We start from the raw sequence: 21,581 nt of genomic DNA on the forward strand, positions 1-21,581 counted from the left end.
GCTAAGTGTAGTTTAAATTCTGCATCCATTAATGCATCAACTAACCAATACCAATTAAATGTTGATTCAACAACAAGCCCTGTTAACTTGTCTTTATAAGGGGCTAAGAAAGATAAAATGACAGACATATCATTATTTAAACGCTTGCAGCTAAGCGTTTCACCGTGTTCATTAATGATAGCAATAACACTATTATTTGAATGCAAGTCAATTCCACCATATAGTTTCATACCAAGCTCCTCGGATTCAGTTTATGTTTTGGTCAACACAACTGTATCGAAAAACTCGAGGAGCTTTCTATATGATTATCAAATCTTGACTTCAGACATCAAGTCGCAGTTAGTTAGATGCACCTTTATTTAAGCCATTATATGGACTTCCCAAATTTCTCTATAAGCGAAGCGCCTCTAACTCTCTTTGTGAATTAATAGGCTCTAAGAAAATTAGTTTTTGTATCTTTAGCTTGAGAAGTTACTGCCAGATTTGAAATACAAAAGGGATGTGAGTGAAAAGTCACTTGCTTACTATTTATGCGGTTGTTTTAGAAGGCAACTGTAGTAGAGTGTTTGTAAATCAACCTAAATAAGGAACATTCATGGAATTAGTTAAAACCACAAGCTTGCAATTTGAAGTAACAGAAACAGGGCATCAAATTATACAAGCTGAAATAAACGGGCATAAAGTAAATTTAATTTTAGATACAGCCGCGGGGGCATCTGTTTTAGATAGGGCATGTATTAAAAAGCTTGGGGTAAAAGAGGAACTAAGCGAAGAAAATGCCGCAGGGTTAGGTACAGCTGATCACGAAATGGGCTTAATAGACGTTTTGAAATTTGAACTGGCTGGGCAGTTGTATGAAAGTACGCAGTTTGTATCACTCAACCTAGACCATGTTCAGGCCGCTGGTGGCGGCAATACAATACATGGGTTATTAGGTTCTCCATTTTTTAGAAAGTACCAAGCTATAGTAGATTTTGGTACTAATACACTTACAATTAGTGAGCCATTACCTGATTGTGAGTGATTAAAGCGGCTCTCTTAAGCCGCTAGTATCCTCTAAAAGCGAAGCACCTTTAACCCTATTTGTACATTAATTTGCTTTAAACAACATCAGCTTTGCCTCTTTGCCATCGGTTAATATTGCTACATTACCTTTAGCTGTAACAAACACATCTCTTAGCCTGCCTGTTGCTTCTGGAAATACATGCGACTGGGTATATTTACCATTCACTAAATTAACACTGTAGAGCTTTTTATCGACCAGTGTAGTGATAAGTACGTGACGTTGCAGTGAAGGGAAGGCTGCATGCTTAGAGCCATAATACGCCATGCCTGATGGGGCGATTGATGGCGTCCAATCTACGCTTGGTTTAGCCATTCCGGGGTAGTCTCTAAACGGGGAAATACGTGCTTGTGAGTAATCGTCACCGTTTGTAATTACCGGCCATCCATAATTAGTCCCAGGGGTTAAATAGTTCAGTTCGTCACCGCCTGCAGGACCGTGTTCATGACTAATAATTTGCTGTGTATCGTCATCGTACACTAAACCTTGTAGGTTCCGATGGCCGAGTGAATAAATGGCATGCGCGGTAGAGTTTTCATGTTTGATAAACGGATTATCGGTTGGAATAGTACCATTTAAATTAATTCGTAGCACTTTACCTAACTGGCTGGTTATAACTTGTGCTTGCTCACGGTAGTCAAAACCGTCGCCACTTGAAAAAAGTAAAATACTATCGGGGAGAACGAGGGCGCGGCCAGAGTAATGCTGCGGCGTACCCTTATCGGTGGCGACTTTATAAATAACTTTTGGTACTGAAAAGCGTGTACCATCAAACCTAGCTTTGGCAATAACGAGCCTGTTTGCTTCAAGATTGCCTTGGGCATACGTAAATATAAGCTCCTTGGATTCAGCAAAATTAGGCGTGAGTACTATGTCGAGTAAACCACCTTGGCCTGCAACATATAACCCTTCAAGAGGTAATTTTACTTTGCTTTGTTGGTTGTTTTTAATGATCACTACATGGCCATCACGCTCGGTTACTAACCACGTGCCATTTGGTAGTTGCACCATGCTCCACGGTGAGTTTAACTGTGTAGCTAATGTTTGCGTTTTATATTGTTTTTGAGGTAATTCATTGTTTGCATTAACGTTAAACGCAAAGAGCACGCATAGTATAAAAAGTGAGATAGATTGTTTACGGTGCAAGCCTTTGCTACTGTAAGAAAAATTATTTTGTTTAAGTTGAGATAACCATGTTGTTTTTAACACGTATACTCCCTTCATTTTTAGTTGCTTGGTTACTTACGTTTACGCTTGCTAGCTTGTTTCATAGCCAATACGTTGTCAATCAATTAGTTAATGTAGGTGTAGTGGTGGGGTTTGCCGATCGTGTTAATTTAACATTCGACGATTGGTTAGGTTTACTTCCTACGTACGGCGCTATTATTGCTGTTGCACTTATTATTGCTTTTTTTGTCACCTGGTTTATTAGTAAAAAATTAAAAGCTCATTATGCCGGGCTGTTTGTTATAGCGGGTATAGCTGCTTTTGCGACCGCGCTCATTGCTATTGAATCAATTATGAATATAACCATAATTGCTGGCGCGAGAGGTTGGGGATTTTACTTACAGTTGCTTGCTGGTGCGGTTGGGGGCTATACGTTTGCACAGCTGATAAAAGTAGCTAAAAATACTAAAAAAAATTAATTGTTTTGTTAATAAGCAACAGCCGCTATTTTTAGTAAACAGCGGCTTTTAAATATGATTTTTTAGCATTTAGTTAAAAATTAAACCGATGAGTTTGTAGCTACTTAAGCCAAAAATAAGTATTAAAACATGAAGAGTAATCAGATTTATAAAAATGGAGTTTGTAAATTGCCCCATCACTGATTTTTGATTCACCAACCACACTAAGTAAATAGTAATAACAGGCAGTAATAAACCGTTAGCTGCTTGCGCGAATATTATAACCGCGACAGGGTCTAGCCCAAGCGATGCTACGCCTGCGCCAAACAATAAAATAATAATCCCCACGCTTTTAAAGCGAGTACTGGCCATGTTGTTTGACCAACCTAACATACCACATACCGCATAAGCGCCAGCAAGGGGCGCTGTAATAGCGCTTGTTAACCCTGCTGCAAACAACCCTATAGCAAAAAAGTAATGGGCAGCATCACCTAACAGGGGCTCTAGTTGTACAGCCATGTTTGCTGCGCTGATTTGCCCTGCCTCTGTGCCATAAAAGGCGACCGATGCGGTAGACAAAATAGCTAATGTGATCACACCGCCTAAGGTAATTGATAATCCGGTATCAACATTGGTTTGCTTTATGACTTTTTGTAAATCGCTTTTACTATCGTGCTTGGCTGCTAAAACGCCAGAGTGTAAAAATAAGTTATAAGGTACTATGGTGGTGCCAACGAGTGCTAGTACCGTTGTTATTGAACCTTCGGGCAAGCTAGGCATAAAGCCTGACAATATATCAGCCAGTGATGGTGAAGCCATGATCAATGTAGAAATAAACACCAAGCTCATTAAAATCACTAATACTATAAGTGCGTTTTCTATTACTTTGTGTTTGCCGCTGTAAAGTAATACTGCACTAAAAAAAGCGATTAGCGGGGTCCATATTTGCGGGTTAACGTTTGGAAATATACCTACTAACCCCATACTCGCGCCGCTTAAATTGCCCGCTTCGTATGCTGCACTGCCAACTCCAATAGCGCTGATAACCAAAAATATAGCTAACAATTTAAATAACGGTGTTTGAATATTACCTCTCAGTGCCTGCGCTAAGTCTTGCCCTGTGGCAACACCCAGTCGTGCAGCCATAGATTGCAGTAATATAGTGGCAATAACTGAAAATAGTAATGTCCATATAAGGGCAAAACCAAAATTGGCGCCTGCCACACTGGCAGTGGTGATTGTGCCTGGCCCAATAAAGGCTGCAGTGACGAGTAATCCTGGGCCTAATCGCATAATTTACCTTAATCGTGGTTTGTGTATTTTATTCAATGTTGCACCTGATGCCACAGCCTACCTTAAAATATTTTTTAATCTTAAAAGTAGAATTTTATATTTATTTAAGCCGAACTCTGGTTAAGAGATTTATTATTCAAAGTTCAGGTTATTTAGTAGCAATGCAGATTAAACAACAACTGTAAGTTAAGAATGAAGCGTAGGATACCAATACATATATAAATTTAAAGAGGTTAACACATGCTTGAACATATATTGAGCTCGTGGATATGTAAAAGTTAGGTCTCCCTAGTGCACGTCGTGTTAAGTCATTAACGCCCTAATAGCCTCAAGGCCTTTTTTGAGCGTAGCTTCATCGGTAGCGTAATTAATACGCACACACTGATGTTTGTGCTCCCAGCTATCTTCAATACCTATAAAAAAGTTGTGGCCAGGAATTATATACACATCTTGTTTTTTTAGTTTTTGGTAAAGCTGTTCGCTGGTTATTTTTGACTCTTTAAACCATAGCCAGATAAAAAATGCGCCTTCTACCTTATGTAAATAAACCGGCAGGTCTGCAAATATTTTATCAAATAGGTTAATAGCTACCTGTGCTTTATTTTTATAAAAAGGCAAAATACTATTTTTACACAGGGGGAGTAATTCATCGTTGTTAATTAAGCGAGTTATTAAGCTTGGGCCAAAACTATTTGGTGCCAAAACCATGGCACCATTAACTCGGCCAATCGCTTTTATAACTGTGTTATTGGCAACTACAATACCGGTGCGAAGGCCCGGCAAGCCCAGTTTTGAAAGCGACATACATAATATAATGTTTGAGTTCCACGTTAGGTTTGCATCGGTGTAAATACAACCTGGGAATGGGTCGCCATAGGCGTTATCAATAATGAGTGGGATATTGTATTGCTCTGCAAGCAAATTAAGCTGATTAACTTCTTCGTCGGTAATTACATTACCTGTTGGGTTGGTAGGGCGAGATACACACAGTGCACTTATACTGCTGTCGGCGGTAAGTACTTTTTCAACCGCCTTAAAGTCAATTAGGTATTTAAATTGTTTAGAACCGTTGTCGGTATTTATGATTTCTATGTCGGGTTTAATAGCCACAAACATGTCGTTGGTTAAACCTTGGTCGGCATAGCCTACGTATTCTGGGGCAAGTGGAAACAGTATGCGCTTGGTACTGCCATCGTTCATTTTGCCCGCTAACATATTAAACAGAACAAAAAAGTTTGCTTGGCTACCATTCCCCAATGCTATATTTTGTTCAGTTACTCCCCATGCAAATTCTCTATTGAGTTGATTTGCAAGGGCTGTTCTAAATTCATCGTTACCCGTTGGACCATCGTAAAGGCCCATTATTTGCGTTATTTTATTATTTTTTACTAGGCAATTTAACTCGTTTATAAACACGGTGTTTACGTGTGGTACTGAAGCGGGGTTACCCCCACCTAGCATAACAATATCAGGATTATTACTGCTTTTGGCTTTACCTAAATCTTCCATAAGCTGTGTGATGCCATTGGGTTGAGTAAATTTACGACCAAAGTGTGAATAGTTCATAAAACCTAATACAGTTAATAAATTAGGCTGTGAGTATAACGTAAAAAAACGAAGTAAATTTATAGATGAGAATAATTCACGCCTTAGAAATACAGCCTTGCTGCGTTATAATAAATGCATTACTACATGTAGGTGTTTAGCTATCAAAAACCCAAATGAAAAAACCAACAACGTTGTTAATTTGCCCACAGAGCCCGTAATTAATAACTCCGAGCTGAAAATAGCCACCTTTAATTTATTTAATTACCTTGAGCCACCTAACGCCTATTATGAATTTGAACGCATATACACCGCTGAGCAATGGGTAAGAAAACAACGATGGATAACTGAATACATAAAGGAGCAGCAGCCCGATGTAATTGGTTTTCAGGAAATATTTAGCATTGAGTCGCTTAAAGAGTTAATGCTAAACCAAGGTTATGAGCACTTTGCTGTAGTTGATAAACCCCATGTTATAGATGATTTTATTTTTAAGCACCCAGTCGTCGGCATCGCCTCTAAATACCCGATTGTTGATGTTATAGCTGTAGAGCATGATAAAGAACTTGCATGCTCACTTGGTTTAACAGAGGCATTTTTATTTAGCCGAAAGGTACTAAGAGCCACAATTACTTTACCGCATTTAGGGAACACTGATTGTTATGTTGTGCACTTTAAATCGAAGCGAGGCTTGATTGAGACTGATGAACACACTAAAGCACTTACGCCCGAGCAAAACATTATCGAAATATTAAAAGCGAATGTAGCGGGCGGGTGGGGCTCTACTATACAGCGCGGCAGCGAAGCGACTTTACTTATGGTGCAAATGATAACCCGACGAGAAGCCACTCAATACCCCATGGTATTAATGGGGGATTTTAACAATGACCTAGCAGATGGTGTGCTTAGCCATTTACTGACAAATACACTCAGGTTTGCTCCCGCACTGGATGCAAAAGCATACCTTGCTAAATATTGTTTGTATGATTCGTGGGCATTATTTGAAAAATTAGCTATTACGGAAGATGATGCTGAACTAGCTCATACCAGTAGTGATAGTAACATTAACAAACTAGCGCCTTTAACGCGTAAGCCAACGCATTACTTTGGCACAAGCAGCTCAGTGCTCGATTATATTTTGCTGTCGTGCGAGTTTGATTCAAGTTACGACGATAGTTTTTTTGAGGTCAGCGAGCATACTACCTACGATAGGCATTTAATTAACCCAGAATACGAGCGAGATGACCTAACAACCGATCATGGTGTTGTGTGTATTACTTTAAGCCTAAGAACTTAAAAAGCGGTTGTAAAAAGGCACATAGTAATATGTATTTATTACAAAAGTGATTTTTAATTAATTACAAGATGCTGAATAAATTGAATTTATATTTGGTATTTATTTTGCAAAAGTAATGTAGCTTTAATTACTTAGTTTTAATAATAAAGGATTTAACAATGACGGAAGTTTCTTTATCTGCTTATTTAGGGTTTTATTTTTACTTAATTATGCTGGTGGTGCAGTGGGGAGTAGCAACATTTAGTAAAGCTAAAGAACCGGGTGCAGTACCGGGTAAAATTAGCGACGATTTATCGCACGATAGCTTTATTTTTAGAGCGCACCGTACGTTTCAAAATACATTAGAAAACAGCGCGTTATTTATTGGTACAGTGTTATTTGCATTTGTAATTAACTACCAAAGTGCTGCTTTTGCCCTATGTGTATGGGTGTATGTTGTTGCTCGTATAGTTCATATGGTGCTTTATTACGTTATAGCAACAGAAAAAAACCCAAGCCCACGTACTTATTTCTTTTTAATCAGTTTTATTGCCAACATTGTCATGTTGGTATTAATAGGTTTACGGTTAATTGCTTAATAAGTAAACCACGACGTTATAGCTAAAGTGCTATAACGTCGTGTTATATTTACAGCTACTCCACCCCAATAAACCCGCCGGTTTGATGTGCCCAAAGGCCTGCATATATTCCACCTTGAGCAATCAGTTCATCGTGCGAGCCTTGCTCAACTACGCCACCATTATCTAACACTATGAGTCTATCCATTTGAGCAATGGTAGACAGCCTGTGCGCAATAGCAATTACCGTTTTGCCTGTCATTAAATCATCGAGACTTGCTTGAATAGCGGCTTCAACTTCTGAATCAAGCGCACTGGTTGCCTCGTCTAAAATAAGAATAGGGGCATTTTTAAGTAACACGCGTGCAATGGCAATACGTTGGCGTTGACCACCCGATAGCGTGACACCACGTTCGCCAACCTGTGCATCAAACCCTTTATTACCTTTTGAGTCTTCTAAATCGCTAATAAAATCGAGCGCTTTAGCTTGCTTTGCTGCGTTTAACATTTCGGCTTCGGTGGCATCTGGGCGGCCGTATAAAATATTGTCTTTTACTGAGCGGTGCAGTAGTGAGGTGTCTTGGGTTACCATAGCAATGTAACGACGAAGGCTTTCTTGGCTTACGTCAGTAATATTTTGCCCATCAATTTTTATGCATCCAGAGTCGGTATCGTAAAAGCGGAGTAGTAGATTAACAAGCGTTGATTTACCCGCGCCAGAACGTCCAACTAACCCTATTTTTTCACCGGGTTTTATGTTGAGATTTAACCCATTCATTACCGGTCCGCGGTGGGTTTCGTTAGCGGCTTTCCCATAATTAAAGTGGATATTTTGAAACTCAATACTGCCTTGTGTTACTTCAAGGGTGTTTGCATTAGGTTTATCGTCTACTTTTATAGGGTTTGATAGCGTTTTCATCCCATCGGTGGCGGTACCAATGTTTTCAAATAGACTACTTATTTCCCACATGATCCACTGCGCCATGCCATTTAATCTAAGCGATAAACTCACTGCTACGGCTATGGCGCCAGGGCTAATTGCACTTAATGACCATAAATAAAGTGATAATGCGGCAACACTAAACACCAATAAGTAGTTTAGCGTATTAATTGCAAAGTTAAGGCTGGTTACTAAGCGCATTTGTTTGTACACGGGTTGTAAAAATACATCCATGCTTTGTTTAGCATATTGCTCTTCGCGTTGGGTGTACGAAAATAGTTTAATAGTTGAAATGTTTGTATAGCTATCAACAATACGGCCCGTCATTTCTGAGCGGGCGTCGGCTTGTGAACTGGCTATTTTTTTAAGTTTAGGAACAAAGTAAACCTGTATTGAAGCATACAACGCAAGCCATACAAGCAATGGGATCATTAAGCGCCAGTCAGCTTCAGCCACTAAAAACACCATTGCGCCAAAGTAAACCACTATGTACATAAGTACATCAAGCAACTTCATTACCGCTTCGCGAACAGCTAAAGACGTTTGCATGACTTTGGTGGCTATTCGTCCAGCAAATTCATTCTGGTAAAAACTCACACTTTGGCGAAGTAAATATCGATGCGCCGACCAACGAATTGACATAGGGTAATTGCCCAGTAAGGCCTGATGCAAGATGGCTGCATGAAAAAATACCACTATGGGCAAAACGACTAACAGCATAATAGCCATTTTGATAAGTTCAGACTTTTGTTCTACAAACAGGGTTTGAGGTGTATGCGTACTTAGCCAATCAACTAATTGGCCCATATAACTAAATAACGAAACTTCTAAAATAGCCAAGAGCGCCGCACTCATCGACATAAGTACTAACGACAGTTCCATGCCTTTGGTGTAATGGCGGCAAAACGCAAATAAAGTAGAAGGCGGCTGAGTCGGTTGTTCCTCAGGAAATGCGTTGGTCATTCTTTCAAATAATCGATACATTTTAAAAACTTAAATAGCAAATAATATGGGGTATCATACCATTTAAGTATTTTTAAATGCAGTTTTGTGTTCACTAACATGAGCTTTAGTTGAGAGATTCTATATCTAAAATTCAGGTTAGTTATTACTTATACAGGCTTTTTACCTAAAAGGGTTCGAAAGGTTTATGCCTCGGCTCATATATAAGTCATCGTATTTTAACCCACCGTTACCGTAAGGTTTTTTAGCCGGTCCGGTGTTTGCGTTTGCCAAAAAGTAAATAAGCGGTTGTTCGCGTTTCATTCTAAATTTTGCATTTTTATATACCAGTGTTTGAGTTGTAAACTCACCCCCTTGAACATACACATTGTATTGTTGGCCTTGCATTTTTGTAGGCGCGTTATTAACTACATACCAAATACTGTACCACTGATTTGTATTGAGTGGCTGTGCTGATTGAGCGGCTTTGTAGTTTTGTATATTGCTGTAGCCATTGTCTGTTTTAACCATTAACGTACCGTTGTTTTTAAACCCATTCGACTCGGCTTTATCTGTTACACGCAACGTGGGTTCAAACGCGTTGTAACCCTGCTTTTTTATTTCATTTGGTCGCAGATTACTTAATCCAAAAGCATGGTTATTAGGAAATGTTTCTACATTTATGCGTGTAAAAAACGTGTAAGTTTCACCAACTTCTACTACTTTTGGCAGTTTGGTAAAGCTGAGTGCTTTTCGATTACCAATAATGCCTTCGGCGGCTGGTTTTTTTAATAAGTAATAATTTGAGGATTCAGCCTCTCGTGAAATTTTTGTCACTTGTGGGTTGGCTATGTATGGATTGGTTTGATTGTCTGTATCAGCTTTTTGCCATGTTAGCGTTTGCGTTTCAAAATTATCGATTAACAGCCATTGATTTGTGGAAGGGTGTTGGTGATTTTGGCTGCATGCTACTAACGAGGTTAATCCCATTAGTAGAAGAACGTTTTTATAGCGCATTGTTTGCTCTTTATTTAATTGGTATTGACAGCATGAACAGAAGTAAATTTATATTGGTAATAAGATTTAGTTGAACAAGTTTATTTTATCATTACCGAATTTCAGCTTGTTTATAACCAATGTAAGGCATGTTGTAAACAAAATGATATAAGATCTGACGTTGCGCGCAGTAAATTACTGAAACTTATTCATATTAAATAACTTTATAGTTAACATGCGTATGTATTTATTTTTAAGAAATTAATAAGGAAATATTATGTATTCAGGCGCTTGTTTGTGTGGAAAAGTAAATGTAGAAATTACAGGCAATATTACCAGTATTATTCACTGCCACTGCTCTTTGTGCAGAAAAAACAGTGGGACGGCATTTGCTACAAATGGTTTTGTAAATGCAGATGAGTTTTTAATTACTCAAGGGCACGATTCATTAAGTGGTTATTCGTTTAAACCTGGTAGAACACGGTATTTTTGCACCTGCTGCGGTTCGCCTATTTATAGCGCAAACACCAGTGATATTAGCCGTATTCGTATTCGGTTAGGTTTACTGGATACAGATATTACAGAAAAACCGTTATCTCATAATTATGTCACTTCAAAAGCGAATTGGGAGCAGTTAGAAACCAGTTTGCCTTGTTATGAAAAGCATGAGCCTGGTCGCTAATTAGTGCGATTCAATGTGATAAATATGGTTAATATCTTTATATAAATTGGGTGCAATGTGCTTAAAAACTGCAGAATTTTGAATTTCGTCAACGCTAATGTGTTTTAACGAACTGGGGCTTAAAACAATAACTATATTTTTATACTCATTAAATTCAATAAGCGCGATTGCTTTAAAGTACTTTCTTAACATGGCCAGTAACAGGTGTAACTCTTGAGCTGTTTTAGGGTTTATGTTGAGTGTTATTTGACTATTTGAATGACAACAGCGCGTCATATTGTGCCAAAAAAGAGCATTATTTAAAAAGGGCTGGTGATGCTCTCCACTGAATATGTCGATGGTGATCACATCGTATTTAATTTCACATTGCTGAATAAATTGCTCAGCTGATTGTAAAAATACAGAGTGTGTTTTTGGCAATTTAAAATGTGTATGTGCAATTTCAACCACATCAGGGTTAATTTCAACTGTGTTAAAGGTGTGCAGAGTATTTAAAAATTTTGTTTTATTGAATAGATAATAGATAACTCGCTCTACGCCCGCGGTTCCCAGTCCTAAATTTAGCATTTTGAGATTGGTTACTGACTTTAATAAAAAAAGTAGCATGCTTTGATTAACAGGTACTAAGACGCGCTCTGGACTACTTTGGCTCATTACGCCCTGAATAACAGCATCTTGTTCACGTTTTTCGTCAAGTGTTAACCAACGGTATTGCGAGTTTTCATAAACATAGATTGGGCCTAGCGCCGTTTGCTTAAACTGCACAAGGTTACATTTTAGCGTTTCATTTTTTAACTGACGCATACTCTTACTATTTTAAATGATGACTAAATTGGAATTCTGATTAAGTGATTTACTAACTTATCAAATCATGATGATAATTAAATTTTCCAAGCCTAGGACTTTTAATAAAAACAAGGCGAATTTACGGGCAATAGTTGCTCGAAATTGATTTATTATCCAGCGTCTACGTTTATTAGTTTGGCACGAAAATAAAAAGTTTACTTAAGTTATTTGATTTTGAGTTTATTGATTTGCTTAACCGTGTAGTATTTTGGTTTAAATGAAATCATTTAATACATTCAAGGAAAGAAAAATGGGATTAATTTTAGGCCCTGTATTGGTAGTTTGGCTCGCTATTTTTATTTATTCAACTCGACTTGGTTATTTGCTTATTCACAAAAATATGGCTTTAGAAGTCACGGTCATTACTTTTACAGTGGCTTTAGTTGGTGCTATTGCCTTTGTATTTTATGGTTACAGACAATTTATAAATGAAACGTCATTATGGGCATTTGAGATACCTAGTTACTTTGTTTTCAACAAATTTGCAATATTCAGTGTTGTTTTGGCTTTATGTATAAAATTTTTTATTACTAGCTCACAAAATAACGTAGGGCTGGCCTGTGTTGTTTTTGTAATTTTGTTTGTGTTTTCAGCTTCGGTATTATTAAGTGTGGGTTTGCATGACCGTTTTATAAGTTATAACAATATCCAACTTACTCATTAATTTAGGATAGAAGATGAGATCGTTTATTTGCGCTGTACATTTTGTGTGTGCTCAGTGGCTGAAAAAAGTGGATCCAAAAAATACGCATACCGGTTACAAAGCGAGTGTGCTCATCGGTATGGTCTTATCTGTTTATATAGGGATATTTGCTCTTATTTTTTGTTTTGACTATGCAAAAATACTGACAAATTCATTAAGACATAATTTAATAGTATCTAGTGCACTTTATTTAGCGCTTATTACAGGGGGGATGAATTTAGTAATTGGTAACGCCTCTGATTATAAAATCAGAGTTCGCAAAAGGGTGAACAAAAAAGTTATTAAACATTATACGTTAGGGCTAAAGCTGTGGATATTTGGTTTGATCCCTTACTTTATAATCATGGCAACTATTTTTATATTGAACTCGAATTAGAACGCTTCTTTACTGCGCTTTAGCGTACTTATTTTCGTATTTACCTCAAATCAATTGCGATATACAAATACATAGGTAATTGTGAACCAATAACAATAAGGAGCGACATATATGCTTAAACCATCAATAAAATTATTAAAGGTAAGCGCGCTTGCGCTTGCTTGCTCTGTATCGAGCGGGGCTAGTGCGGCTGAGGTGCAATACAAAGACCAACAGAAATTACATGATATTGCCGCAAACGTATCAGCTGAGCGAATTGGTAGTGATATTCAAACGCTGGTGGACTTTGGTACACGTCATACACTTTCAGAAACTAAATCTGACACGCGAGGTATTGGCGCCGCACGACGTTGGATTAAAGCCGAGTTTGAAAAAATATCAGCGCAATGTGGTGGTTGCCTAGAAATTATAGAGGTATCGGACACTATATCTGGTGAAAAACGTATCCCTAACCCAGTTGAGGTAGTCAATATTGTTGCTATTCAACGAGGAAGCACTGAGCCAAATCGTATGGTGATGATGTCGGGTGATATAGATTCTCGTGTCAGTGATGTCATGGACTTTACTAGTGACTCACCAGGGGCAAATGATAATGCATCTGGGGTCGCTGGAGTTATTGAAGCAGCTCGGGTATTAAGTAAATATAAATTTAATGGCTCTGTAGTTTACGCCGCGTTATCGGGAGAAGAGCAGGGGTTATTTGGTGGTAAAATTTTAACAGCGTACGCTCAAAAGAATAACTGGCAAGTACATGGTGTTTTAAATAATGACATGATAGGCAATATTACGGGCATAAACGGTGTGACTGATAATACGACTGCACGTATTTTTTCAGAAGGTACACGTGTTGTTGAAACAAAAGCGCAAGCTCGTACTCGTCGGTTTACAGGTGGTGAGGTTGATTCTGCGAGTAGAAATCTAGCGCGTTATATTGATACCGTTGCTGATAGATATATACCCAACCTAGACACAATGCTTGTTTACAGATTAGACAGGTTTGCACGAGGCGGACACCATAGACCATTTAATGATGCCGGGTTTGCAGCGGTGCGTATAATGGAAACCAATGAGCATTATGATCGCCAACACCAAGACTTACGCACAGAAAATGGCATCACATATGGAGATACAATTGACGGTGTTGATTTTGATTATGCAGCAAAATTAACATCACTTAACGCAGTGACTATGGCATCTATGGCATGGGCTCCAGCCCCTCCAAAAGACGTTAAAATTACAGGCGCGGTTAAGGCCAGTACTTCCTTTTCGTGGCAAAAAAGTAACGATGACACAATTGTCGGTTACAAAATATACTGGCGTTACACCAGCGAGTCGCAATGGCAGTTTAGTAAATACGTTGGTAATGTTTCTGATTTCACACTTGAAAACGTTGTAATAGATAATTACTACTTTGGCGTATCATCAGTTAGTAACGATGGTTTTGAGTCGCCAGTTGTGTTTCCGGGGGATGTTGGTTCGTTTGACCATAATATAAAATAGCAATTTGTATAAAAACAAAGCAGTCAGAGTTTTTAAAGTGCAAGCAGCCTGTTTTATGCTTGCACCTTATTTACTAAGACCTTACAGTGTTTAAAAAGAAGTAATAAGGTCATTACAATGGAACAACAACAAAAACAATTAACACCTGAAGAGCAAGCTTTAGCCGAACAACAACGTGTAGCATGGCAACGTGGATGTTTTCAAACAGCACAAAAATATTTAGCAGAAAAAGGGATTATGCCTAAGTCGGTAGTTGAGCAAGACAGCCGTTTTTTAGCGCCTATTTGCGCTATGTGGAAATTTAAAGCGCAAAATGGAAAAACCTATTGGGTTGTTACAGGCCAATTACCAACAGATCATGCTGAAGTGGGGGCGGCGTCAGACGCACGTGATGCTATGCGTTATTTTTCGCTGCAATGGCAGTTAAAAGCAGACCAGATAATGAGTACGGGCGCACGTGATAAAACACAGGCAGATTTTGCTAACTTATTAGTGAAAAGAGCGCATGGTCTATACGAGTTATACGATAACGATAAGCTTTGGGCTCACGAACCAAAATAATCAAAAAAGGGTAATTGATTGTCGATTACCCTTACAATTTAATTAATGAACTAACGTAAAAGGTGTTGTATCTGCACACCTAACTGGGCATTTAAGCCTTTGCCTTGGTATACCCGCTTCCATAAAAACGTTGCCTTGCTTTATAAATCCATTACGTATAAAACGTTCAACTTCGTGTAATACACAATTAACGCTAATAGACTCAATGCCTTGCTCTGTAGCCAAATCAAAAATGTAATTGAGTAATGAGCAATATACCTTTCGGTTTCTGTGATCAGGCAGTACAGCTAAGCGTCCAATTAATCCATCATTACACAGACGGGCTGTTGCGACGGGACAAAAGCTGTCGTCTGTAACAAGTACATGCAGAGCTAATTTATCGTGGTTATCAAATTCAACGCGTTTAGGTATGTGCAGCTCATAAACAAAAACGCGCTCCCTTATTTGTTGTAACTGATCTTTTTGTCGATCCCATTCAACTTTAGTTACTCGATAACCCACAATGGCCTCCTACTTGTTACTCTTGGTTTGTGTTAAACCAAATACCTTCATTAACAAGTGTAGTAAACATTTGAACAAAAACTAGGCTGTTTTTTGTTTTAACTAATTCGTCAGTATTAAACTCAGTCTCGTCGGTCAGTAATTTTACTGTTTCTAAGTCTTCGAGAGGAAGTGTAAAATTTTCACCATTCACACTGACAAGAAGTTCATTATCACACAGCTGATAAATTGCACGTGTGCCACCTACACGTTCAAAAATAGTTTCTGGCTCTGCTAATTCATTTAATATTTGCTCTTGGGTAAAAGCAGGCTCTACTGGTGCTAAGTCCATTTCATGCTTTGGTTGGCTTAAGGTTTTGCCAAGCCACTGCTTAAATAAATCGTCATTTTCTAGCATTGACGCCATAAGGTGTTTAACTTTTTCTACTTCAGCGTTGTTAAGTTCACCTTTAGAGGCTCTGCTTACTAAATTATGATCGGTGTAGCGCGTTTGACCACTTTCAGTATCAATAATATGATCGGCAAAGCTTGAAAGTAAATCTTGCTGATTTGGGGCTCTAAATCCAACAGAGTAATTAAGTGCATTTTCAACTGCGTAGCCTTCATGCGGGCAGCCTGGCGGGATATACAAAATATCACCGGGCTCTAAAATACAGTCTATGACTGCTTCAAAGGCTTCAACTTGTAATAGTTTTTTATTTTGAGCAAATTGCTTAAGCGTTGGGTCGGGTAGGCCTACTCGCCAATGACGTTTTCCTGCACCTTGAATAATGAAAACATCGTATTGATCTAAATGCGGGCCAACACCTCCATTAGGGGTAGAAAAGCTGATCATTAAATCATCAATGCGCCAGTTAGGAATAAATCTAAAGGGCTCTAGCAGCAAAGCTGCCTCTGGGTGCCAGTGGTCGACTGCTTGTACTAATAACGTTGAATTTTGCTCTGTAAGGACTTCAAAGTCCTCGAAAGGTCCTTGATGAGTTTGCCAATCGTTGTTGTGATTAGTAACAATGCGCGACTCAATAGCGTCTTCCATGGCTAAGCCAGCAAGTTCGTTTGCATCAAGTGGATCTTCAAAGTGACTAAACCCTTGTTTGATCAAAAGCGGCTTTTTTTGCCAAAAATGGGTTAAAAATTCTTGTTCAGATAAATCGTTTATTTTTAATTGATACATGCGTTTGCCTGTTAGAAATTGCTTTGTTTTTTATACAAAAAAAGCGAAAGGATAAACCTTTCGCTTTTTAATAGTCGCGTTTAATTATTAAACTAAATCGTCAATAAATTCAACCGCGCGGCCAATGTAATTAGCCGGTGTTAGTTTTTTCATTTCTACTTTGGCATCTTCTGGCAGGTCTAAGCCATCGATGAAGTCAGCCATTATTTCTTGATTTACACGTTTACCACGGGTTAAATCTTTAAGTTTTTCGTATGGCTTTTCAATACCGTATTTGCGCATAACAGTTTGAATAGGCTCAGCAAGTAATTCCCAGTTTTGATCTAGCTCTTCAAGTAAACGTGGTTCGTTAACTTCAAGCTTGCTAACACCTTTAAGGGTTGATTGATATGCAATAAGCGCATAACCCATACCCACACCAAGGTTACGTAACACAGTTGAATCTGTAAGGTCACGCTGCCAGCGAGAAACCGGCAGTTTTTGTGCAAGGTGTGCAAAAATAGCATTTGCTAAACCCAAGTTACCTTCTGAGTTTTCAAAATCAATAGGGTTAACTTTATGCGGCATAGTTGATGAGCCAATTTCGCCTGCAATTGTTTTTTGCTTAAAGTGGTTAAGGGCAATGTAACCCCAAACGTCACGATCAAAATCAAGCAAAATAGTATTAAAACGTGCAATTGCATCAAATAATTCTGCAATGTAATCATGCGGTTCAATTTGTGTAGTAAATGGGTTTAATGTTAAACCTAAGCTTGATACAAACTTATCTGCATGTGTATGCCAGTCGTAATCTGGGTATGCACTTAGGTGAGCATTGTAGTTACCTACAGCACCATTTACTTTACCTAGCATTTCAACTTGCGCAATTTGGTCGCGTTGACGCTTTAAACGCATGTATACGTTTGCAAACTCTTTACCCATAGTTGATGGTGTAGCAGGTTGTCCGTGCGTACGAGTCATCATTGGCACTGATTTATACTCAATCGCTTTTTCTTTAATGGCGTTAAGTAATTGGTCACAATATGGTAGCAATACGTTGTCACGGGCTTCAGTTAACATTAAACCATGTGATAGGTTATTAATGTCTTCAGAGGTACATGCAAAGTGAATAAATTCGTTGATAGCATGAAGCTCTGCGTTATCAGCCACTTTTTCTTTTAGAAGGTATTCAACGGCTTTAACGTCGTGGTTCGTTGTACGTTCAATGTCTTTAACGCGCTGCGCGTCGGCTTCACTGAAGTTATCAACAATAGCGTTTAAAAGTGCATTTGCTTGTTCGCTAAATGCAGGTACTTCTTTAATGTCGCTTGCTGCAGCTAGCGCTTGCAACCAACGCACTTCAACAATTACGCGGTATTTAATTAAGCCAAATTCGCTGAAAATACTGCGTAGTTCAGTGGTTTTGCTGCCGTAGCGACCATCAACTGGCGAGATAGCCGTTAACGCTGAAAGCTCCATAATAACTCCTAAATATTTGTTTGAACGATAATTAAATTTTTGCTTTAGCAATGGCGATTATTTTTCTTTTTGCAAAGAAAAAGTGACGGCGTTTACCGCCCATTTGTCGCCACAATACTGCACTTCTGATCCCGGCAAGTAGTAATGCGCGGATTTTATTTTGAGTGAGTTGCTGTTTTAATAACTCGGGTTTACCATAAACCTGTATTCGGTGCCCAAGGGGGCTTAGCACCGACGAGTATATATCTGCCAAACCGGCAACAACGGTGTCATCGGTTATGGCAAAATGGTCTAAACGACGATGAATATCATCAATACGTTTACCTAATTCGTTTAAGCTTTTGTCGTTTGCGCTAAGTGCTCGCTCAAGCTGCATTAAGCCACCAACATATTTTACAATCTCAACATCTTTCTGAGCGCCCGCAGAGAGCTGTTCCATCAAGGTTTTGTAGCCATCTCGTAAATTATGAGTGCCTTGGTATACATCTTCTGGTGATGCTGGTGATGTTTGAACAATACTAGAAAGCAGTATGTCTAAATCGTGCTCATTATTACTGCCATATTGCGCGATTTTTTGTACTTGTTTAGCGGCTTGGCACATAGCGGCAAGCGCCATAACTTGGTGTTCATTCATTACTTGATCACCGAGTCAATAATACCGCCGCCTAAGCAAACTTCTTGCGCATAAAATACCGCAGACTGACCTGGTGTAACCGCTTTTTGAGGTTCATCAAATAACACACGGGCCATACCGTCATCCCCAACAAGCAAAGTACAGTTTATATCTTCTTGGCGGTAACGTGTTTTAACGGTGCAACGTGTCGTTCCTTTTGGACCTGTACGGTCTACCCAGTGGAGTTGGTTAGCATTTAAACCATTACTATATAGGCGAGGGTGGTCTTTACCCTGACCCACAATAAGTACGTTACGCTCAACATCTTTGTCTACAACGTACCAAGGCTCGCCAGAACCTTCTTTCATACCACCAATTAGCAAGCCCTTTCGTTGGCCAAGTGTATGGTACATTAAGCCTTCGTGCTCGCCCACGTTATTACCTTCTGTGTCTTCAATAACACCTGGCTGGGCAGGTAAAAACTTTTGTAAAAAGTCTTTAAACTTACGTTCACCAATAAAGCAAATACCAGTACTGTCTTTTTTGTCATGTGTGATTAAATCTTGCTCTTCAGCTATACGACGAACTTCTGGTTTGGCTATATCACCAACAGGGAATAGCGTTTGAGCAATGTGTTCATGGCTTAAGGTGTATAAAAAGTAGCTTTGATCTTTGTTGTTATCTAAACCACGGCACATTACATATTTGTCGTCCCGAAGCTCACGGCGTACATAATGGCCTGTCGCAATAAAGTCGGCTCCGAGTGCTTGTGCAGCAAATTCTAGAAAGGCTTTAAATTTGATTTCCTTGTTACACATAATATCGGGGTTAGGTGTGCGGCCTGCTTTATATTCTTCTAAAAAGTATTCAAATACGTTATCCCAATATTCAGCTGCAAAGTTAACAGTATGAAGTTCTATCCCTAACTTGTCACATACAGCTTGCGCATCTTTTAAGTCTTCTGCAGCGGCACAGTACTCGTCATTGTCGTCTTCTTCCCAGTTCTTCATAAACAGGCCTTCTACTTGATAGCCCTGTTGTTGTAACAAATATGCAGATACAGAAGAATCAACACCGCCGGACATACCAACGATGACTTTAATGTGACTATTTTCGCTCATGAATAATTTCGCTTATACAGATTACTGTTAACTTGGAAAGGTGGCGATTATAGCATGTATTTTGTTTCTGCTTAAAGAGACTAACAAGGCAAACCTAACAATTAGTGGGTATTTTATTAATATAATAAATAGCTAAGTTACCTAAGGCGCTAACACAATATTGTTTTGAGCAAATTTGATTCCAATTCAATGGTTAAAAAAAATAAAACATGAGTCTCTTATTAGAAATTTAATAATAAGTTCTTTTAAAGTGATTAGAGTATAGATACACTCATTAGTAATAAAGTTTGATGGGTTAGCCCATTTAACAAGCTGTAAAATATAATCAATGGAATGAGTATATGAATCACGCATACAAAATTAATAAAATTAGATCGTTCGTAGAACAAAACAAACATCAAGTAAATCTCATTTCTAATAAGCTTTTAATCATAAATTTGTTAGACTTAAAAAAGTCAGCTTTTCACCTTTTTTATGAATTAATACAACTTAAACACGCCCAATCCCATCATCAAATTAGTGATTTGTTTAATTTAATTAAGCACACTACAGAAGTGAATAGTCTGGAAATGCAGCTTTTGGATAAATTAGAACATTGGTGGCTAGAATGGGATTTTGCTATACAAATGCACGAACAATTAAGTGCTGAAAGCAAAGAAATGCCGATGAGCTTTTTATCCCGCAGTACCTTAAACCCAATGCGAAAGCATGAGATAAGTCATTATGCTAAGTTATTTTCAGTCCTCCCTATGCCGGTGTGTAATGTGTGTAGTAAAACTGGCGATATCCTCAGGGTAAACCAACGGTTTGTAGATGTGTTTGGTTATACTGTTGAGGATGTGCCTAACCTTCATGCATGGTGGAAAAAGGCCTACCCAGATCCTCAATATAGGTTACAAGCTCAAAATCTATGGTCTGAAGCTTTGAAAAAAGCGAAGAGTAATAATGACGATATACCAGCCAATAACTACACTGTTGCACGAAGTGATGGCACACAAGTGGTTATGGAGGTGTCGGGGATAAATATTGGCGAAGAATTTTTAGCCGTATTTAAAGATGCAACCGAACGAATAGAGGCTGAGGATATTTTAAGGGATATGGCATTTTTGGATTCATTAACCAAAATTGCTAATAGGCGTCGATTTGATGAAAAACTAGCCCATGAATTTGATAAAGCCAAGGAATGCGAAGGGGCAATATCCTTAATAATTATTGATGTTGATTTTTTTAAACAGTTTAACGACCGCTACGGTCATTTAGCAGGGGACGCTTGTTTATACGAAGTGGCTCAAACTATTGCATCGACTGTAAACCGTCCTGAGGACTTTGTTGCCAGATACGGTGGTGAAGAGTTTGTTGTGTTACTTCCTGATACGGATAGGGAAGGTGCACTATTTATTGCTGAGCAAATACAGAAGGCTGTTGAAAGCTTGGCAATTGTGCATGAAGATACATACAGCGGTTTATTGTCTGTCAGTATGGGTGTTAACTCAACAGCTAATTACGAAAACGATAAAGTATGCTTTGTTAAAGGAGCCGATAGCGCACTGTATTATGCAAAAGACCAAGGCAGAAACTGTATTGCACTATACTCTCAAAGTTAAATTAATTGTTTGTTCCCTACATGGGGTAGGTAAGGGCTTAGGTAGAACGCAGAAGTTTTGCTCTTTTTTTACTTATCCGTACATGGCCGCAACTCACAAAAATAACACAGGAGCAATTAGACCCCACGTCACTATGTAAGCTCTCTATACAGAGCAAACTTTAAAACACATCATCAACATGCCT

At 38.6% G+C, this 21,581-nt stretch carries 21 protein-coding genes and 1 pseudogene; 10 read left to right on the top strand and 12 right to left on the bottom strand.

Annotated elements, in window-relative coordinates:
• A pseudogene (locus ATS76_RS17770) lies at window positions 1-230 on the bottom strand (IS110 family transposase); the annotation flags it as partial.
• Between the two features lie 365 nt (window positions 231-595).
• Between ATS76_RS17770 and ATS76_RS17775 the strand changes: the two are divergent.
• Complete coding sequence (locus ATS76_RS17775) at window positions 596-1,024, top strand: retropepsin-like aspartic protease (RefSeq protein WP_058405509.1); 429 nt, start codon at window positions 596-598, stop codon at window positions 1,022-1,024.
• A gap of 66 nt (window positions 1,025-1,090) precedes the next feature.
• Here ATS76_RS17775 and ATS76_RS17780 read toward each other — a convergent pair whose 3' ends face one another.
• Window positions 1,091-2,272 (bottom strand): PQQ-dependent sugar dehydrogenase, encoded by a 1,182-nt coding sequence (locus ATS76_RS17780; protein ID WP_082664375.1) that lies wholly within the window; start codon window positions 2,270-2,272, stop codon window positions 1,091-1,093.
• On the opposite strand from ATS76_RS17780, the gene ATS76_RS17785 reads away from it, so the two are divergent.
• Complete coding sequence (locus ATS76_RS17785) at window positions 2,257-2,709, top strand: hypothetical protein (RefSeq protein WP_058553153.1); 453 nt, start codon at window positions 2,257-2,259, stop codon at window positions 2,707-2,709. The genes ATS76_RS17780 and ATS76_RS17785 overlap by 16 nt on opposite strands.
• A 69-nt stretch (window positions 2,710-2,778) precedes the next feature.
• Here the strand turns inward: ATS76_RS17785 and ATS76_RS17790 are convergent, their stop codons facing one another.
• Together ATS76_RS17790 and ATS76_RS17795 are read right to left on the bottom strand one after the other, a co-directional pair.
• Window positions 2,779-3,981: an Nramp family divalent metal transporter gene (locus tag ATS76_RS17790; protein ID WP_058553154.1), complete on the bottom strand. Its 1,203-nt coding sequence runs from the start codon at window positions 3,979-3,981 to the stop codon at window positions 2,779-2,781.
• 303 nt (window positions 3,982-4,284) lie between these two features.
• A complete protein-coding gene (locus tag ATS76_RS17795) occupies window positions 4,285-5,547 on the bottom strand; it encodes a valine--pyruvate transaminase (protein WP_058553155.1) in 1,263 nt (420 codons plus the stop codon).
• A 181-nt stretch (window positions 5,548-5,728) separates the two neighbouring features.
• Between ATS76_RS17795 and ATS76_RS17800 the strand changes: the two genes are divergently transcribed.
• Window positions 5,729-6,823: an endonuclease/exonuclease/phosphatase family protein gene (locus ATS76_RS17800; RefSeq protein WP_235590951.1), complete on the top strand. Its 1,095-nt coding sequence runs from the start codon at window positions 5,729-5,731 to the stop codon at window positions 6,821-6,823.
• Window positions 6,824-6,981: 158 nt separating this feature from the next.
• Window positions 6,982-7,401 carry an MAPEG family protein gene (locus ATS76_RS17805; RefSeq protein WP_058553156.1) on the top strand — a complete coding sequence of 140 codons (420 nt, stop codon included), beginning with the start codon at window positions 6,982-6,984 and terminating at the stop codon, window positions 7,399-7,401.
• Window positions 7,402-7,456: 55 nt separating this feature from the next.
• Here the strand turns inward: ATS76_RS17805 and ATS76_RS17810 are convergent, their stop codons facing one another.
• Both ATS76_RS17810 and ATS76_RS17815 read right to left on the bottom strand, forming a co-directional pair.
• A complete protein-coding gene (locus ATS76_RS17810) occupies window positions 7,457-9,304 on the bottom strand; it encodes an ABC transporter ATP-binding protein (protein WP_058553157.1) in 1,848 nt (615 codons plus the stop codon).
• A gap of 141 nt (window positions 9,305-9,445) precedes the next feature.
• Window positions 9,446-10,279, bottom strand: coding sequence for a hypothetical protein (locus ATS76_RS17815; protein ID WP_058553158.1), 834 nt, complete (start codon window positions 10,277-10,279; stop codon window positions 9,446-9,448).
• A 256-nt stretch (window positions 10,280-10,535) separates the two neighbouring features.
• Here ATS76_RS17815 and ATS76_RS17820 point away from each other — a divergent pair, with 256 nt between their 5' ends.
• Entirely contained in the window at window positions 10,536-10,940 is a 405-nt protein-coding gene (locus ATS76_RS17820; protein ID WP_058553159.1) for a GFA family protein, read from the top strand.
• Here the strand turns inward: ATS76_RS17820 and ATS76_RS17825 are convergent, their stop codons facing one another.
• Complete coding sequence (locus tag ATS76_RS17825) at window positions 10,941-11,744, bottom strand: hypothetical protein (protein WP_058553160.1); 804 nt, start codon at window positions 11,742-11,744, stop codon at window positions 10,941-10,943.
• 259 nt (window positions 11,745-12,003) lie between these two features.
• Here ATS76_RS17825 and ATS76_RS17830 point away from each other — a divergent pair, with 259 nt between their 5' ends.
• From ATS76_RS17830 to ATS76_RS17845, 4 genes are all read left to right on the top strand, one after another.
• Window positions 12,004-12,450: a hypothetical protein gene (locus tag ATS76_RS17830; protein ID WP_235590952.1), complete on the top strand. Its 447-nt coding sequence runs from the start codon at window positions 12,004-12,006 to the stop codon at window positions 12,448-12,450.
• Between the two features lie 13 nt (window positions 12,451-12,463).
• Complete coding sequence (locus ATS76_RS17835; protein ID WP_058553162.1) at window positions 12,464-12,865, top strand: hypothetical protein; 402 nt, start codon at window positions 12,464-12,466, stop codon at window positions 12,863-12,865.
• Window positions 12,866-12,976: 111 nt separating this feature from the next.
• Window positions 12,977-14,365: a M28 family metallopeptidase gene (locus ATS76_RS17840; protein ID WP_058553163.1), complete on the top strand. Its 1,389-nt coding sequence runs from the start codon at window positions 12,977-12,979 to the stop codon at window positions 14,363-14,365.
• A 117-nt stretch (window positions 14,366-14,482) separates the two neighbouring features.
• Window positions 14,483-14,926 (top strand): DUF4826 family protein, encoded by a 444-nt coding sequence (locus ATS76_RS17845; protein ID WP_058405525.1) that lies wholly within the window; start codon window positions 14,483-14,485, stop codon window positions 14,924-14,926.
• Between the two features lie 42 nt (window positions 14,927-14,968).
• On the opposite strand, the gene ATS76_RS17850 is transcribed toward ATS76_RS17845, so the two are convergent.
• The 5 genes from ATS76_RS17850 to mnmA form a co-directional block, all read right to left on the bottom strand.
• Window positions 14,969-15,427: a GNAT family N-acetyltransferase gene (locus ATS76_RS17850; protein ID WP_058553164.1), complete on the bottom strand. Its 459-nt coding sequence runs from the start codon at window positions 15,425-15,427 to the stop codon at window positions 14,969-14,971.
• A gap of 16 nt (window positions 15,428-15,443) precedes the next feature.
• Window positions 15,444-16,601, bottom strand: coding sequence for a cupin domain-containing protein (locus ATS76_RS17855; RefSeq protein WP_058553165.1), 1,158 nt, complete (start codon window positions 16,599-16,601; stop codon window positions 15,444-15,446).
• Window positions 16,602-16,688: 87 nt separating this feature from the next.
• The gene (gene purB, locus ATS76_RS17860; protein WP_058553166.1) at window positions 16,689-18,059 is read right to left on the bottom strand and encodes an adenylosuccinate lyase; all 1,371 of its coding nucleotides are present in this window, start codon (window positions 18,057-18,059) and stop codon (window positions 16,689-16,691) included.
• A gap of 31 nt (window positions 18,060-18,090) precedes the next feature.
• A complete protein-coding gene (gene hflD, locus ATS76_RS17865; RefSeq protein WP_006792838.1) occupies window positions 18,091-18,693 on the bottom strand; it encodes a high frequency lysogenization protein HflD in 603 nt (200 codons plus the stop codon).
• Complete coding sequence (gene mnmA, locus ATS76_RS17870; protein ID WP_058405529.1) at window positions 18,693-19,793, bottom strand: tRNA 2-thiouridine(34) synthase MnmA; 1,101 nt, start codon at window positions 19,791-19,793, stop codon at window positions 18,693-18,695. Before mnmA ends, hflD begins: the two co-directional genes overlap by 1 nt.
• Before the next feature lie 341 nt (window positions 19,794-20,134).
• Here mnmA and ATS76_RS17875 point away from each other — a divergent pair, with 341 nt between their 5' ends.
• On the top strand, window positions 20,135-21,397 hold the full coding sequence (locus tag ATS76_RS17875) for a GGDEF domain-containing protein (RefSeq protein WP_058553167.1): 1,263 nt from the start codon (window positions 20,135-20,137) through the stop codon (window positions 21,395-21,397).
• Window positions 21,398-21,581 lie beyond the last annotated feature (184 nt).

This window comes from Pseudoalteromonas sp. 10-33, assembly GCF_001469195.1.
Taxonomy (GTDB): domain Bacteria; phylum Pseudomonadota; class Gammaproteobacteria; order Enterobacterales; family Alteromonadaceae; genus Pseudoalteromonas.

Bases quoted from the DNA above. Each gene is read 5' to 3' on its own strand.
- ATS76_RS17785 (WP_058553153.1), top strand. From the start codon at position 2,257: ATGTTGTTTTTAACACGTATACTCCCTTCATTTTTAGTTGCTTGGTTA.
- ATS76_RS17790 (WP_058553154.1), bottom strand. From the start codon at position 3,981: ATGCGATTAGGCCCAGGATTACTCGTCACTGCAGCCTTTATTGGGCCA.
- hflD (WP_006792838.1), bottom strand. From the start codon at position 18,693: ATGAATGAACACCAAGTTATGGCGCTTGCCGCTATGTGCCAAGCCGCT.
- ATS76_RS17825 (WP_058553160.1), bottom strand. From the start codon at position 11,744: ATGCGTCAGTTAAAAAATGAAACGCTAAAATGTAACCTTGTGCAGTTT.
- ATS76_RS17820 (WP_058553159.1), top strand. From the start codon at position 10,536: ATGTATTCAGGCGCTTGTTTGTGTGGAAAAGTAAATGTAGAAATTACA.
- mnmA (WP_058405529.1), bottom strand. From the start codon at position 19,793: ATGAGCGAAAATAGTCACATTAAAGTCATCGTTGGTATGTCCGGCGGT.
- ATS76_RS17775 (WP_058405509.1), top strand. From the start codon at position 596: ATGGAATTAGTTAAAACCACAAGCTTGCAATTTGAAGTAACAGAAACA.
- ATS76_RS17795 (WP_058553155.1), bottom strand. From the start codon at position 5,547: ATGAACTATTCACACTTTGGTCGTAAATTTACTCAACCCAATGGCATC.
- ATS76_RS17845 (WP_058405525.1), top strand. From the start codon at position 14,483: ATGGAACAACAACAAAAACAATTAACACCTGAAGAGCAAGCTTTAGCC.
- ATS76_RS17840 (WP_058553163.1), top strand. From the start codon at position 12,977: ATGCTTAAACCATCAATAAAATTATTAAAGGTAAGCGCGCTTGCGCTT.
- ATS76_RS17835 (WP_058553162.1), top strand. From the start codon at position 12,464: ATGAGATCGTTTATTTGCGCTGTACATTTTGTGTGTGCTCAGTGGCTG.
- ATS76_RS17810 (WP_058553157.1), bottom strand. From the start codon at position 9,304: ATGTATCGATTATTTGAAAGAATGACCAACGCATTTCCTGAGGAACAA.
- purB (WP_058553166.1), bottom strand. From the start codon at position 18,059: ATGGAGCTTTCAGCGTTAACGGCTATCTCGCCAGTTGATGGTCGCTAC.
- ATS76_RS17805 (WP_058553156.1), top strand. From the start codon at position 6,982: ATGACGGAAGTTTCTTTATCTGCTTATTTAGGGTTTTATTTTTACTTA.
- ATS76_RS17830 (WP_235590952.1), top strand. From the start codon at position 12,004: ATGAAATCATTTAATACATTCAAGGAAAGAAAAATGGGATTAATTTTA.
- ATS76_RS17815 (WP_058553158.1), bottom strand. From the start codon at position 10,279: ATGCGCTATAAAAACGTTCTTCTACTAATGGGATTAACCTCGTTAGTA.
- ATS76_RS17875 (WP_058553167.1), top strand. From the start codon at position 20,135: ATGAATCACGCATACAAAATTAATAAAATTAGATCGTTCGTAGAACAA.
- ATS76_RS17855 (WP_058553165.1), bottom strand. From the start codon at position 16,601: ATGTATCAATTAAAAATAAACGATTTATCTGAACAAGAATTTTTAACC.